Source organism: Pannonibacter phragmitetus (genome assembly GCF_050510895.1).
GTDB lineage: Bacteria > Pseudomonadota > Alphaproteobacteria > Rhizobiales > Stappiaceae > Pannonibacter > Pannonibacter phragmitetus_B.
The window spans coordinates 2,501-17,182 of sequence record NZ_JBNINT010000001.1 but is presented as its reverse complement, the minus strand read 5'-3'; the positions used below and the strand labels follow the sequence as shown (position 1 = coordinate 17,182).

The following is a 14,682-nucleotide window of genomic DNA, read 5'->3' as shown; positions in this document are numbered from 1 at the left end:
TTTCAGAAGAACCGGATCCGGCGCCCCCAGCCATCCGGCATCGGGGGCGCCGGTCTGAACGTTGCAGCCGCAGCCGCCGTTACGGCTTCATCCACATCTGCTGCGTCGCGCCAAGGCCGATGCCGCGGGTGATGTCGTCCTCGATGAGGCCATCACGGAAGTTGTTGAAGTCGTTCTTCACGATGGAAATCGCAGGCAGCTCGCCCACCACGCCGATGACCCAGCCTTCGGTGACGAAAGTCTTGATCAGGTCGTTGAGCGCGCCATCCGCCTCCGCACGGCTGGCAGCCTTGGCAGCCTTGTCCCAGTCGGTGAAGATCTTGCGGATCGGATGATCAGCAGGCGGCTCGATGCCGGACGCGCCCTTGGTCGAGTACCAGATGTAATACTGGTTGGCGTAGGAGTCGTTGCCCATCATGATGCGCGGATCAGCCGCCACGACCGACAGCCGGTCGAAGGGATACCACTGCATCTGGAACTCGTTGTTGTCGCGGTTTGCATCCCACTGGGTGCGGTCGATGATGCGCGGCAGCAGCTCGACGCCAATATCCTTATAGTTGTCGGCAATGATCTCCATGGTCTTGGGACCATTGGCATGCTGCATTTCGACAACGATGGACAGGCGCTTGCCATCCGGGCGCAGGCGGAAGCCCTGCGCATCACGCTTTTCGAGACCAGCCTTGTCCAGCAACTCGTTGGCCAGATCCGGATCATATTCGGCCCAGTGCGTTTCCAGCTCCGGGTCGAAATTCGGAGACCCGGACACTGGCGAAGCCTGACGGGCTTCAGCAAGGCCTGAGAAGATCAGCTCATTCACCGTCTCGCGGTCAATGGCAACACTGAGTGCCTGACGCACTTCTGCGGTCTCGAACAGGCCGCGCAGCACCTCGTCCTTGACGTTGAGGTTCGGCACCAGCGCCCAGACCTGCGCTTGCGTCCAGCGGCGGACCTTGTAGTTACCCTTGACCTCGTTCTCCTTGTAGAAGGTGAAGTCCTGCGGCTCGACATAGCGCATCTGCATGTCGATCTGGCCCTGCACCACCATCAGGTTGAAGGCTTCCTGATCGCTGAAAAGCTTGTGCGTGATCCGGTCGATATAGGGCAGCTGGTTACCCGCCTGATCAACAGCGTAGTAGTAAGGGTTGCGGACCATCGTCACCATTTCGGATGGGGCCGGGGTCTCGATCTTCCAGGCAGTGATCACCGGCAGGTCCGGGTTCTGCCACCAGGCCGTTGCGGCGCCCTTGGAGCCCCACAAGTCGCTCCACTTTTCGACACCGAACTTCTTCGCGGCGGCCTTCAGCTCCTCTTCGGAGGCATATTTGTTATTGAACTGCTTCAGGTAGTGCTTCGGAAAAAGGAAGCTCGGGCGGTCGAGGCTCGGATTGCCGGTGGAATCCTTGGCCAGGATTTCTAAGAAATAGACATAAGGATCCTCGAAGCTGACCTTGAAGGTCTGCTCGTCGATGATCTCCAGCTTCATCGGCTTGCCGCCGGGCGCAAGGGTCTGGTCGATCTCGGCCAGGATGTCCTTGTTGAGATAGACATCCTCATACCAGAAGCGCACGTCTTCCGTGGTGACCGGGTGACCGTCTGACCACTTCAGGCCCTTGAGCAGGGAGAAGGTGAACTCGCGCGAGTCGTCGCTGACCGAATAGGACGAAATATAGCCCGGCACCAGCTCCAGCGGACCACCAGCCTTCTGCGCCCACTTCACCACGCGCTCTTCCATGAGCTTGGTCGGGCCCCAGCGGTCGCCCGGCCCCTTGTAGGCGCGCTGCCAGTTACCGCCGTACTGCCCCACTTCAACCGCTTCGATGACAGCCGGCTTTTCCGGCAGGCGCTGATCCACCGGCGGCAGCTTGCCTTCCTTCACAAGCGCCGCAAGCATTGGCGATTCCTGGAATGCATAGGCCGAGCTGATGGCTGAGCCTGTCAGAAGAACCACTGACATTGCTGTGAAAATATTTCTATGAATCCTCATCTCAATCTCCTCCCAGAGACGGAAACTCTGCTGCAAAGGCAGTATTTAGCTTCCAGATAATTCAACGAAGGAGACGATCACGCATTGAAAGCTCGATTTCAAGAATAAAAATAATTTCATTCAACTGCGAGCTTCACCCGCACTTTCACGGATGATGAGCTGGCAGGCCAGTTCGGTCCGAACAGGAGGGAAATCGGGCGCATAGACGGCAAGACGGTTCTCAAGCGTCTGAACGGCAGCGGCAGCCAGATGATCCAGCGGCACCCGGACGGTTGCCAATGGTGGTGTGGTCAGCTCACCGATGGTCACACCGTCAAAGCCGATGACGCTGACCTCTCCGGGGACGCCGATACCATTGGCGCGCAGCGCAGTGAGCGCGCCAATGGCGAGATTGTCGGCGGCGCAGAAAATTGCCGTATTGCCCCCCATGCCGCCCCGGGCTGCGATGAACCGTGACAGCGCCGCCTCCCCGTGCCCGGGTTCATAGCCATCGGCATAGAGCACCTCGCAGGCATCAGGTGAAAGGTCCCTCGCCAGCAACGCATCTCTCACCCCGTCAAGACGGCGGCGTATCGTGCTGCGGCCTCGCCAGGTGAGATGCAGGATGCGCTGGTGCCCGCGTGACAACAACCAGTCTGCAGCAAGCCGCGCCCCGTAACGGTTGGACGGCACCACCGTGTCGATGGACATGGAGGGATCATCGCCGTTGAGCAGCACTGTGGCGATGCCTGACGTGGCCAGTCCCTTGATCAGGCGCGGCGTGTGATCGTGCACAAGGATAATGCCATCGGCCCCACAGGCCCGCGCCCCGGCAATGATTTCCGGCGCGCTCAAATCCCCTTCGCTGGCATGCGGCACAAGCTTGATGGCCCGGCGCTCGCACTCCCGCGTCAGGCCCGACAGCATGGTCCAGGAAAAAGGTTGGTGTTCACATGCGGCAGATTGGCATTGGGCACCGCGAGGTAGAGCGTGGAGAGCGAGGCAATCGCCCCCTTTGCTGGCGCTTGGCGAGATACCCGAGCCTGCGGGCTGCATCCAGCACCCGTGCGCGCACCTCGGCACTGATCGGCGCCGTGCCGTTTAGCACATGGGAGACGGTGCTGAGCGCAACGCCTGCCTCCTGCGAGACATCCTTGATGCCGACTTTGCCCGGCGTCTTCTTCTCCATGCAAGCTCCTCCAAGAGCACACAGCAGCAGGTGCGGCTTTCAGCCTGCGTAATAGGGGTTGGTGAAGAGCCGCGGCTCGCTGCCGTTCCAGATCTCATAGCGCAGGAAGCGGCTGGCGAAAGCTGTCTCATGGGTGAGTTCATGACCAGAGGCCGGAAGCGTTTCCACCGCTCCCTTGTCCGTGATCACCCGCAACTCGTCTCCGGCGGCAAGACCGGTGAAGGTAGTGACCAGTTTCTGCCCGGCCCTTGCCTCTTCGCCGAATTGCGGCCCGGCCTCATCCGCCGGCTTTGCCATGCGGTCATCGGGCCCTGCGGCCACCACATTGCGCCCGGCGCGGATGGCCTCCAGAATGCCTGCCATCGTGTGGCTTTCCGCCAGCAGCCGGTTGGAGGGATGGCCATGACGGCGGCGGTTCTTGAGGTGAAAATCGCTGCCCGCCGTCACCGGAATCCGGCGACCAGCACAAAGCAGCTCCTGCCAGAAATCAATGGCTTGCTGGTTCATCGGCGTCCAGTTGCCGTTCCAGATTTCCATGGCATCAAAGGCCACATCAAAGCCCGCCTGCCAGCGACCACCATCCGAGTTCTGGAAGGGATGGTTGATCACCACCGTTGCGCCCTTTGAACGGGCCTCTGCCATCTTATCCGCCACATCCTGCGGCGAGCGGCAGCGCCAGTCATTCACCGGACGCTCCAGCCCGAAGAAATTGGTGTGGCCGTAGAAAGAGGTGAGTTCCATCGCCGGGATCACCAGAATGTCCGGATCATCCGGGCGGATGATGTTTTGCGACACGGTGTTATGGTCGGTGATGGCGACGAAATCGAGCCGCGAGGCACGGGCGCGGTGGATGGCGTCAAGCACCGTGACGCCGCCGTCGGAATGTTCCGAATGGCTGTGAATGTCGCCCACCAGCCACTTCCTGCGCTTGGGCACGAGGCGAACGCGCAAGTCCGTGTAGCAGTTGGGACCGATCTTCACGATGCCCAGCACCACATCCCAGCGGCCCGGCAAGGCCCCAAGGTCATAGCCCGGCGTCGCCCGGTCTGCCGCCACATGTACATGGCCCCGCTCGGAGCCCGACCAGCCACGCATGCGGCCATTCTGGGCAAGGCCAATGTCAATGACACTCCCGCCGCTGCCAGCCGGGAACACATAGCTGACTTCGATCCGCTCGATGCTGTCATCGACGGTGAAGGGAATTTCGATGAAGGACTTCTCGCCTTTGGGAAATTCGGTGATACGGCGGGTGAACTCGTGCAGCGGCTGGGTCATGTCAGGCTCGGTATTGGAGAAGTGGCAACAGCGCTCCGCGACAGGCTGAGCGTCAGGATTTCGAACGGTGCAAGAGAGAGACTGACAGCGCCATCCTCCACCGTCAGGGCTTCAGGCTCGCGCTCCAGAAGGTCCGTGCGTGCGACAGCGGTAATGACCGGGTCCAGCCGCAGCCGCGCCTTGCGGCGGGCGCCGGGAACCTCCCACAGACGCAGGATGATGGCATCTCCATCCTCGGCCTGTTTCACCGCCTCGACGCAGAGCCCCTCGCCCTCCAGCGTGAAAGGCATGGCAGCAGAGCCGCTGGCGGCACTACCCGCAGCAGCAACGAAGCGCAGCGGCAGATTGAAAGCTTCCGCCGCCTGATGCACCGCCACCTTGTCCCCGTCATGCAGCATCACCGCATAGCGCAGGTGATGTGCGCCCTGATCGGCATCGGCCCAGGGCCAGGTGGGCGAGCGCAGCAGCGTCAGCCGCACATCGCTGCCGATCGCGTCATAGCCATATTTGCAATCATTGAGGAACGCGGCACCGAAGTCCGGCTCGCTGACATCGATCCAGCGCTGCATGGAGCACTCGAAGCGGGCCTTGTCCCAGGAGGTGTTGCGGTGAGTGGCGCGTCGCACGTGGCCGAACTGGATCTCCGCATCGATTGCCGCCGTGTTGAGCGCCAGCGGGAAGGCTGCCTTCACCAGCGTGTTGTGCTCGTGCCAGCCGATGAAGCAATCAACCTCCACCTGCCGGGCACCTGCCTCCAGCGAGATAACCTGCACAATGCGCGAGGATTCATAGCGCCATTCAAAGCGGATGGCCGCACGCAGGGGCCCTGCTCCACCACGTCTGCCGAGACAAGATCATCGATCTCGAAGACCTGATCCTCGAAATCCGCATCAATATCCCAGGCATCATATTCGGCGGGCATGTCGCGGAAGGCCTGAAGCCGGTTGGCTTTCGCGCCCGCTTTCAGAACCTGCCGCCCGGTCTTGCGGTCCAGAAGCGACACCATGCGGCCTGCCTCATCGAACAGCACCTCGACATGATCATTGGCAAGCCGCCCCGGCGAGACTTCCAGCACGTCCTGCGGTGCAGGGGCCGTATGCGCCTCAAGGCTGACAAGGGCCAGCGGCGGCACTGCGCCGGCGCGCAAGGCATAAGCCGCCGAGCCATCAGCGCGAACAACAAGCTGGCCACCCGCCACACCCTCTGCATCCGGCAGCAGGACAAGCCCGCTGCGCGCTGCGCCAGAGGGATTGAACACCCGCGCCCCGCCGCCCGGCAGTGCCGCAACCAGGCGCGCTCTCAGCTCATCCGCATCCGAGAACAGGCGCGCATAGTCCGCATCGCTGTCCTCATAGACCGCACCAATGGAGGAGCCAGGCAGAATATCGTGGAACTGGTTCAGCATCACGATGTCCCACAGGCGGCGCAGCTCTGCCGCCGGATAGGCTTCGCCATGCTGCGTGGCCAGAACAGCCAGCAGCTCCAGCTCCCGCAACTCAGCTTCCGCCAGCCGGTTGCTGCGCTTGTTGCGGGCAACGGATGTCAGCGTGCCGCGATGGAACTCCAGATAAAGCTCGCCCACCCAGGTGGGATAGTTCTCCGGATTGTCCGCCATCCGCTTCAGCAGCCGCTCGAAGAAGGGGCGCATGGGCGCATGTTCTACCTTCGGACAGCCGGGAATGCCGCGCTCCATGCGGCGGATGTTGTGCAGCATCTCCCGCGTCGGACCGCCGCCGCCATCGCCATGGCCATAGACGAGGAACAGCTCCTGGCTGAGATGCTGCTGCCCGTGCCGCCGCCAGGTGCCCATCACATGGGTGGGCTTCAGGTTGGGGCAATAGGTCGTGCCTATACTCTTGGAATCATACGGCTGCGTCGTCAGGAAATAGGCGGCCACCTTTGTGCCGTCGATACCCTGCCAGAACAGGCTTTCCTCCGGCATCCGGTTGGTATCGTTCCACGACAGCTTGTGCGTGACGAAAGTATCCAGCCCCGCCCGCTGCATGATCTGCGGCAGAGCAGCGGAATAACCAAAGGTGTCCGGCAGCCACACCATGCGCGGGCGCACGCCATAGGTCTGTTCGTGATAGCGCACGCCATAAAGGATATGCCGCACCAGCGACTCGCCGCTGGAAATGTTCACATCCGGCTCCAGCCAGAGCGCCCCCTCGATCTCGAAGCGCCCCTCCTGAACGCGCGACGCAATGCGCTGTGACAGTTCGGGATAATCCTGCGCCAGATAGTCGAGCAGGACGCACTGATTGTACATGAACTGATAGTCGGGAAACTCGTCCATCAGCGTCATCGCGGTGGCCATGGAGCGGGCCATCTTCTGCCGCGTCTCGCGCACCCGCCACAGCCAGGCCACGTCGATATGGGTGTGGCCGGTGGCCGTGATCACCGGCTTTTTCTCGAAATCCTGAGCCGCATAAATTTCGCCCGCATGATAGCGGGCAAGCGCCAGCGAAGCGTGGAAGCGGGCGTCGTTGCCGGGGCGAAGATCAATCGCATCCACCGCCGCATCCAGCTGACGCAGGATGAAGGACCGGCGCGGATCATCCTCCGCCAGGAGCCGCGCCACATCGAGCGGCACCCGCAGATCGTAATAGGTTTCCTCAACATCAAGGTCATGGCGGACCAGATGGCAAGCAAACCCGAGCTGACGCCGGTCCTCAATGGTTCCCGCCTCGATGAGGATATCGAAGGCCTCGCCGGGGCGGGCCTCGCCGGTCAGCGGAAACTCCCGGTGATTGCCATCCACACCCTGCACGATGCGGCCATTGACGCGCACGAGGCACTGCGGATCGGACCGGCCCATGACACTGCCGAAGGCCGCTTCCACATGCACGGCAAGACGCTGGCCGATCAGCTCGTCAGCCAGCGTGATGCTGCCGCCGAACCAGTAATAGCCATCCGGCTCACCCCAGACGAGATCGCGGGTGACCGGCGTCCAGTCCTGCCGCGTGGAGGCAACCAGAGCGGCGCGGGTCTCGGCGGAGCCTGCACAATAGCGCAGGGGAATGGTGTGGCCGGTGCGGGTGTAGATCCTCTGTTGTAAACGCGACAGCAGATGATCCAGCTTGCGGATAAGCTTGCTCACGGCGGTTCCTCAGAGACCGTAGACAGACCAGACGGGCGGCATCCCGGAGACAACAACCTGCTCCTGCTCATGCCATCCCAGCGGCAACGGCAAGGGGCGCTCGATCACCACATCCTCAAGCACCAGCCCTTCCACGTTGTGGGCATAAAGACCGGGCATGCCGCCCGGATAGGGCACAAGGCCGATGACCTTGCCATCAGGACCCTTCACCCAGGCATTGGCGCGCCCGGCAGCATCGGACGAAGGAGCCAGATCGGCAGCGGTGGGGCGGACGTCATAGTAATGACCGCGCCAGACCCCGTCGGCCTGCACAAGCCGGATGTGCGACAGCTGCAGGCCGGAAATGGCACCGGGCTTGTCGGCAATGAGGTTCACCGCCCCTTCCATGCGTCCGGAAATATCCTCGAACACCACATCGCGCACATCGCCCGCAGCCTTGCCGCCGGGCGTGCCCAGCGGGCGGCGGTCCAGCACGGTGATGGTAACCGCCTCGCCCGAGCCCCAGAAACCCTCCGGCGTTTCCTCGCAGGACAGGCCGATGCGGCGGAAGGCAATGTTGCGCACCTTGCCGCCATCGCGCGAGAAGATGCCAAGCGCCCGGTTGGACCCAAGGATACGGCAATCGCGGAACTCAATACTCTCGAAATCGCCGTGGCTTTCCGTGCCCAGCTTCAGCGCGCAGCTGCGGCTTTCGATGTCGCAATCAGCCACCACGATATCGCGGCAGGCACCAGCCGGCGCTCCGTCCAGCCGGGCGCTGGTCTTCAGCACGATGCCATCGTCAGCGGTAGAAATGCGGCAGCGCTCGACCCGCACATCCCGGCACGCATCCAGCACCATGCCGTCAGTGTTGGGCATTTCCAGATCATTTGCGACCGACAGGCCGGAGATGCGCAGGCCCTCGCATTCCACGAAATGCAGCGTCCACATGGGCGAAGCTTCGACAGAGAAATCCCTAAGCGTCACGCCCTTGCAGTTTTCCAGCACCATCACCCGCGGCCGGGCAGCGGCGGGAACGAGTGTGCCCATATCCTCAAGACGGCCCGTGACATAGGCGGGCCCAGGCGCGCTGATGAGGCCGGGGCCGGTTATGGAAATATCAAACGCGTCCTTCGCCGTGATCATGGCGCGGCTGGATTGCTCCGCCTCGATGCCAACTTCATTGGCCGCATAGGCCTCATAGCTTTCAGCAAAAACGAGCACAGCACCGGTGCTGAAACGCAGATCAAGCCCCGAAGGCAGCCTCAGTCCGGCGCAAGAGTAACGCCCCGCAGCCAGCCGCAGCGCCTCGCCATTTGCTGCAGCAGCCTCCACGGCCGCCTGCAGCGCAGCCGTTGCGTCGCCCTCGACGGGCGTAAATAATTTTTCACTTGCGCGCAAAGCATCCTCCCATCCGCCACCCTTCCAGCAGCGAAATATGCAAAAGGATTAAACGGATTTATGCAGCAATCAAGAGCACGAGAGAGAGCAATTGAAATTCCGGAACGGAAATGAAAATGAAAAAATTTCATTTTCTATCGTTTCTCAGGTTTCCCTGCCCACTCTCCGCGCCGTCCCGGCCTCCGTGCCGGGACCTGTCAGGGACGTGCAGCCTTTCCGCCTCCTCGGCCGTCACCCCGGCCTTCGAGCCGGGGACCACTCGCTTCCAGAGCGCAGATGACCGGCATGAAGCTGTGAGGCATATAGCGGTCAACGGTCTGGTGCACGGCTCGCGGTAACGGCATCTCTCTGCAAGCGAGTTGACCCCGGGTCTCCACTGCATTCCGCCCGGGGTGACGGCGGAGAGGCGGAGCATCCCTACAGGCCCCGGCCCAAGGCCGGGGCGGCGAGGTGGATGAAGGCTGCGCGAGAACTATACGGAGCAGCTGAGAATCCGGGCACACCTCACCCAGCACCTCCCAGACAAAGCCCCGGGAAACACAGCACCAACCGGAAACCGGCTCCCCCTTCCCCCAGAAATGCGCTAGAGCAGGGCAACGTTTTGAATGGCCGGTTGCCGGTGATAGGCAGCGCCTCACTTCAAGGATATCCAGATGCCCGAAGGCACTCCGCTGAATGCCCCCTTTGCCGAACTGACCAAGCCGGACCTGCGCCGTGAGATGGCGGGAATGGTGACCCTGCGCGATGCTCTGAGGCTTGCCATCAGCGCCTTTCAGGAGGCTGGGCTCTACTATGGCCACGGCTCGGCAACGGCGGTGGATGAGGCAGTGTTCATGATCCTTGAAAGCCTCAACCTGCCGGTGGACGACTTCAACGCCTTCGCCGATGCGCGCCTGACCGACCGGGAAAAGACGCTGCTGGGCGAACGGCTGGCGCTGCGCATCGAAAAGCGCCTTCCGGCGGCCTACATCACCGGCCGCAGCTATCTGCTGGGCCTGCCGTTCCGCTCCGACGCCCGTGCGCTGGTGCCGCGCTCCTATATTGCCGAACTTCTGCGCTCACCGCTGTTCGACGGCTCGGAACCGGCACAAAGCCTCATTGGTGATCCGTATGAAGTGACGTCCGTACTGGATCTTTGCACCGGCGGCGGCTCGCTGGCCATCTTCGCCGCCTATGCCTTCCCCAATGCCACGGTGGATGCCGTGGATCTTTCGCCCGAGGCGCTGAGCCTTGCTGCAGAGAACGTGCGCGATCACGGGCTTGAGGACCGTATCACCCTGTTGCAGGGCGACCTCTTTGTCCCCGTCAAGGGCAAGACATATGACCTCATCATCACCAACCCGCCCTATGTGGGACCGGAGGTGATGGAGGTGCTGCCCGGCGAATTCCTGCACGAGCCGCAGATGGCGCTGGCAGGCGGCGGCGGCGACGGGCTGGATCTGGTGCGCCGGATCATCGAAGAGTGCCGCGCCCACCTCAACCCGGAAGGCGGCATGCTCTGCGAAATGGGCGAGGACCACGAGATCCTCGACGAGGACTATCCGGACTGCGAATTCCTGTGGCTCGACTCCGAAGACTCCGCCTCGGAAGTCTTCTGGCTCCCCGCCACCCCGCAGTGGAGCTGAGAAAGGCCTCCCGCATATGGGGGGCTGAGGCTTCAAAAGGTACAGCGCTGCGCCCTGCGATTTTGATCTTGGGCGCAGCACTGTTATTTTCCGGACAGAAACGGCCGTTCAGTCCGCACACAGATGATTGCAGAACGGAATGAGTGCAGCAGGCTTTGCACTCCGTCAACGTCACTGCTGGCACCAACGTTTTGAGAATGCCCACCGGGCGATGATGGGCGGCTGATCCTTGTCAATCATGTTGACCGGCAGGCACGACAATTGCGCGAACGCGGATACTTATACGCCGGCTCCCCCATCTGAATGCTCGAACACCAGACGCTCCAGCTTCAAGCAGCAGACATGATCACAATGCCCCGCCACGCAGACCAATACACCTCCTACGTTCTGTTATTTGTGGTCGTTTTTTACGCGTTATGGGGCGGCTTGAGCGATCTGGGGAGGTTGTTCATTTGATTGCGGATTTGATTGAAGATCTTTCACCGCTGCTTTCTGGTCTCGGCCGGTTTGGGGGAGAGATTTCTGCCCTTGGCGGGACGGCTAGTACGGCGGATTGTTCTGGTTTTGTGGCGGGAGGATCTGGGTCCCGGGATCTGCGAGATGAGGGCAGGCTTTTATTCCGGAGCCGTGATTTTCATTGATTATGTTGTGTAGGTGCCTTCGGAGTATTTTGGCCTGCTGCGCAGTGTTTTGGCTTGTTTTTGTTTCTGTTTTGTTCTTATTGTTATGTGTTTATGTATCATACGCGAATATCCCCGCCGTGTTTTGGCGAGGTTTTTTTGTGTTTTTTTTGATTTGGTTGCGGGGGCAGGATTTGAACCTGCGGCCTTCAGGTTATGAGCCTGACGAGCTACCGGGCTGCTCCACCCCGCGTTGAGGTGTCTTGGCGGTTTTTGCCGCGGTTTGTTGAAGAGATTGATTATTTATCTGCGTTTTGCAGGCCTGGCAGCGACCTACTCTCCCGTGTCTTAAGACAAAGTACCATTGGCGCTGGGGGTTTCACGGCCGAGTTCGGGATGGGATCGGGTGTTGGCCCCCGCTGGGGCCACCAGGCCGGCGAAACGCAGATATGAGGAACTGGTCTTGTTTCAGCGAGTGCTGATCGATGTGTTTTGGCGTGTTTCCCTGAGTAGTTAGGGACGTTACGAACCTATGGTTCGCAAGCGCGACGCGCGCCGGCCGGTCAGGCCGCCCTTCCGGAGGGGCAGGCGTAAGCCGTGCGCCCCGTGAGGGATTTAGAATGGAATGGACATTGATTAATGAGAGTGATCAAGCCGAACGAGCTATTAGTAAGGCTCAGCTTCACACGTTGCCGTGCTTCCACATGCCTCCTATCGACGTGGTGGTCTACCACGGCTCTTCAGGGAGAACTTGTTTTGAGGTTAGTTTCCCGCTTAGATGCCTTCAGCGGTTATCTATTCCGAACATAGCTACCCTGCACTGCGGCTGGCGCCACAACAGGTCCACCAGAGGTTCGTCCATCCCGGTCCTCTCGTACTAGGGACAGATCCTCTCAATTCTCCTACACCCACGGCAGATAGGGACCGAACTGTCTCGCGACGTTCTGAACCCAACTCACGTACCGCTTTAAATGGCGAACAGCCATACCCTTGGGACCTGCTCCAGCCCCAGGATGCGATGAGTCGACATCGAGGTGCCAAACAACCCCGTCGATATGGACTCTTGGGGGTCATCAGCCTGTTATCCCCGGCGTACCTTTTATCCGTTGAGCGATGGCCCTTCCACGAGGGACCACCGGATCACTATGGCCGACTTTCGTCTCTGCTCGACTTGTCAGTCTCGCAGTCAGGCAGGCTTATGCCATTGCACTCGACGAGCGATTTCCGACCGCTCTGAGCCCACCTTCGCGCGCCTCCGTTACCATTTGGGAGGCGACCGCCCCAGTCAAACTACCCGCCACACACGGTCCCGGATGCTGTTACATCGCGGTTAGATATCCATGACGACAAGGGTGGTATTTCAAGGATGACTCCACGAGAGCTGGCGCCCTCGCTTCGACGTCTACCACCTATCCTACACATGTCGACACGAATACCAGTGTGAAGCTGTAGTAAAGGTGCACGGGGTCTTTCCGTCTGACCGCAGGAACCCCGCATCTTCACGGGGAATTCAATTTCACTGAGCCTATGCTGGAGACAGCGGGGAAGTCGTTACGCCATTCGTGCAGGTCGGAACTTACCCGACAAGGAATTTCGCTACCTTAGGACCGTTATAGTTACGGCCGCCGTTTACCGGGGCTTCAATTCGGAGCTTGCACACCTCCTCTTAACCTTCCGGCACCGGGCAGGCGTCAGACCCTATACGTCGCCTTACGGCTTCGCAGAGCCCTGTGTTTTTGATAAACAGTCGCCACCCCCTAGTCTGTGCCCCTCCTGACCGGTTGCCCGATCAGAAGGCTCCCTTCTCGCGAACTTACGGGAGCAATTTGCCGAGTTCCTTCAGCATAGTTCTCTCAAGCGCCTTGGTATGCTCTACCTGTCCACCTGTGTCGGTTTAGGGTACGGTCTATAATGCGGGGGCTATTTCCTGGAACACCTTCACCGCATCCCCAATCCAGTAAGGGGATACGATACACGGCATCCGTCACCACCCGCAGGCTGCAGAATATTAACTGCATTCCCATCGACTACGCCTTTCGGCCTCGCCTTAGGGGCCGGCTAACCCTGCTCCGATTAACGTTGAGCAGGAACCCTTGGACTTTCGGCGAGCGGGTCTCTCACCCGCTTTGTCGTTACTCATGTCAGCATTCGCACTTCCGATACCTCCAGCAGCCCTCACGGGTCTGCCTTCATCAGCCTACGGAACGCTCCGCTACCGCGCACTTACGTGCACCCGCAGTTTCGGCACATGGCTTGAGCCCCGTTACATTTTCGGCGCGGAACCCCTTGTTTAGACCAGTGAGCTGTTACGCTTTCTTTAAATGATGGCTGCTTCTAAGCCAACATCCTGGTTGTTTTGGGAGTTCTACATCCTTTCCCACTTAGCCATGATTTGGGGGCCTTAACTGGCGGTCAGGGTTGTTGCCCTCTCCACAATGGACGTTAGCACCCACTGTGTGTCTGCCAGATAGTACTTCCTGGTATTCGGAGTTTGGTTAGGATCAGTAAGACGGTAAGTCCCCATAGCCCATCCAGTGCTCTACCCCCAGGAGTATTCGTCTGACGCTCTACCTAAATAGATTTCGCGGAGAACCAGCTATTTCCGAGTTTGATTGGCCTTTCACCCCTAGCCACAACTCATCCCCGACTTTTTCAACAGGCGTGGGTTCGGTCCTCCAGTGCGTGTTACCGCACCTTCAACCTGGTCATGGCTAGATCACCCGGTTTCGGGTCTAATCCAACGAACTAAGGCGCCCTATTCAGACTCGGTTTCCCTACGCCTACACCTACCGGCTTAAGCTTGCTCGTTAAATTAAGTCGCTGACCCATTATACAAAAGGTACGCTGTCACCCTCTCGGGCTCCAACTGTTTGTAGGCATCCGGTTTCAGGATCTGTTTCACTCCCCTCGTCGGGGTGCTTTTCACCTTTCCCTCACGGTACTTGTGCACTATCGGTTAGCAAGGAGTACTTAGGCTTGGAGGGTGGTCCCCCCATGTTCAGACAGGATTTCACGTGTCCCGCCTTACTCAAGGACTTGCAGTCTCTCTACCCGTACGGGGCTGTCACCCGCTGAGGCCCGACTTTCCAGACGGTTCCGGTTCTAAACTGCAAGCCACTGGCCTGGTCCGCGTTCGCTCGCCACTACTAGCGGAGTCTCGGTTGATGTCCTTTCCTCCGGGTACTTAGATGTTTCAGTTCCCCGGGTTTGCTCCCTTGCGGGTACTCCATACGGAGTGGGTTGCCCCATTCGGAAATCGCCGGATCAAAGCTTATTCGCAGCTCCCCGACGCTTATCGCAGCGTATCACGTCCTTCATCGCCTCTTGCTACCAAGGCATCCACCAAATGCCCTTAAGACGCTTGATCACTCTCATTATCGATGTCCATTCCATGTTCAAAAACCAGCTTGCTTGCGCAAACCAGCTTGAACAGGTCATCGATTTTAAGACCAGTTTCTCGAGGCTCTTTCAACGTTCCGCGCGGTCAAGTGCGGAACCATCGCTTTCGCAACACCTGAGGAACAACCCCA

7 protein-coding genes, 1 tRNA gene, 2 rRNA genes and 1 pseudogene are annotated in these 14,682 nt (G+C 60.2%); 1 reads left to right on the top strand and 10 read right to left on the bottom strand.

Features of this window, described 5'->3' with window-relative positions:
- Window positions 1–79: 79 nt before the first annotated feature.
- From ACQB61_RS00070 to ACQB61_RS00040, 7 genes and pseudogenes are all read right to left on the bottom strand, one after another.
- Entirely contained in the window at window positions 80–1,891 is a 1,812-nt protein-coding gene (locus ACQB61_RS00070) for an ABC transporter substrate-binding protein (RefSeq protein ID WP_430510990.1), read from the bottom strand.
- Between the two features lie 213 nt (window positions 1,892–2,104).
- Entirely contained in the window at window positions 2,105–2,890 is a 786-nt protein-coding gene (locus ACQB61_RS00065; RefSeq protein ID WP_430510989.1) for a LacI family DNA-binding transcriptional regulator, read from the bottom strand.
- 22 nt (window positions 2,891–2,912) lie between these two features.
- Complete coding sequence (locus tag ACQB61_RS00060) at window positions 2,913–3,152, bottom strand: LacI family DNA-binding transcriptional regulator (RefSeq protein ID WP_430510988.1); 240 nt, start codon at window positions 3,150–3,152, stop codon at window positions 2,913–2,915.
- Window positions 3,153–3,191: 39 nt separating this feature from the next.
- Window positions 3,192–4,427 carry a CehA/McbA family metallohydrolase gene (locus tag ACQB61_RS00055; protein ID WP_430510987.1) on the bottom strand — a complete coding sequence of 412 codons (1,236 nt, stop codon included), beginning with the start codon at window positions 4,425–4,427 and terminating at the stop codon, window positions 3,192–3,194.
- A complete protein-coding gene (locus ACQB61_RS00050; RefSeq protein WP_430514242.1) occupies window positions 4,424–4,717 on the bottom strand; it encodes a glycosyl hydrolase-related protein in 294 nt (97 codons plus the stop codon). The genes ACQB61_RS00055 and ACQB61_RS00050 overlap by 4 nt, the downstream gene beginning before the upstream one ends.
- A 207-nt stretch (window positions 4,718–4,924) precedes the next feature.
- Window positions 4,925–7,245, bottom strand: a pseudogene (locus ACQB61_RS00045) (alpha-mannosidase); the annotation flags it as partial.
- 291 nt (window positions 7,246–7,536) lie between these two features.
- Entirely contained in the window at window positions 7,537–8,907 is a 1,371-nt protein-coding gene (locus ACQB61_RS00040; RefSeq protein ID WP_430510986.1) for a glycoside hydrolase family 28 protein, read from the bottom strand.
- Between the two features lie 653 nt (window positions 8,908–9,560).
- Between ACQB61_RS00040 and prmB the strand changes: the two genes are divergently transcribed.
- Window positions 9,561–10,532 carry a 50S ribosomal protein L3 N(5)-glutamine methyltransferase gene (gene prmB, locus ACQB61_RS00035; protein WP_430510985.1) on the top strand — a complete coding sequence of 324 codons (972 nt, stop codon included), beginning with the start codon at window positions 9,561–9,563 and terminating at the stop codon, window positions 10,530–10,532.
- Between the two features lie 796 nt (window positions 10,533–11,328).
- Here prmB and ACQB61_RS00030 read toward each other — a convergent pair.
- The 3 genes from ACQB61_RS00030 to ACQB61_RS00020 all read right to left on the bottom strand — a co-directional run bounded on the left by ACQB61_RS00030 (window position 11,329) and on the right by ACQB61_RS00020 (window position 14,519).
- Window positions 11,329–11,405, bottom strand: a tRNA-Met gene (locus ACQB61_RS00030).
- Window positions 11,406–11,472: 67 nt separating this feature from the next.
- Window positions 11,473–11,585 (bottom strand): 5S ribosomal RNA (rrf, locus tag ACQB61_RS00025).
- A gap of 212 nt (window positions 11,586–11,797) precedes the next feature.
- Window positions 11,798–14,519 (bottom strand): 23S ribosomal RNA (locus ACQB61_RS00020).
- Between the last annotated feature and the right edge of the window lie 163 nt (window positions 14,520–14,682).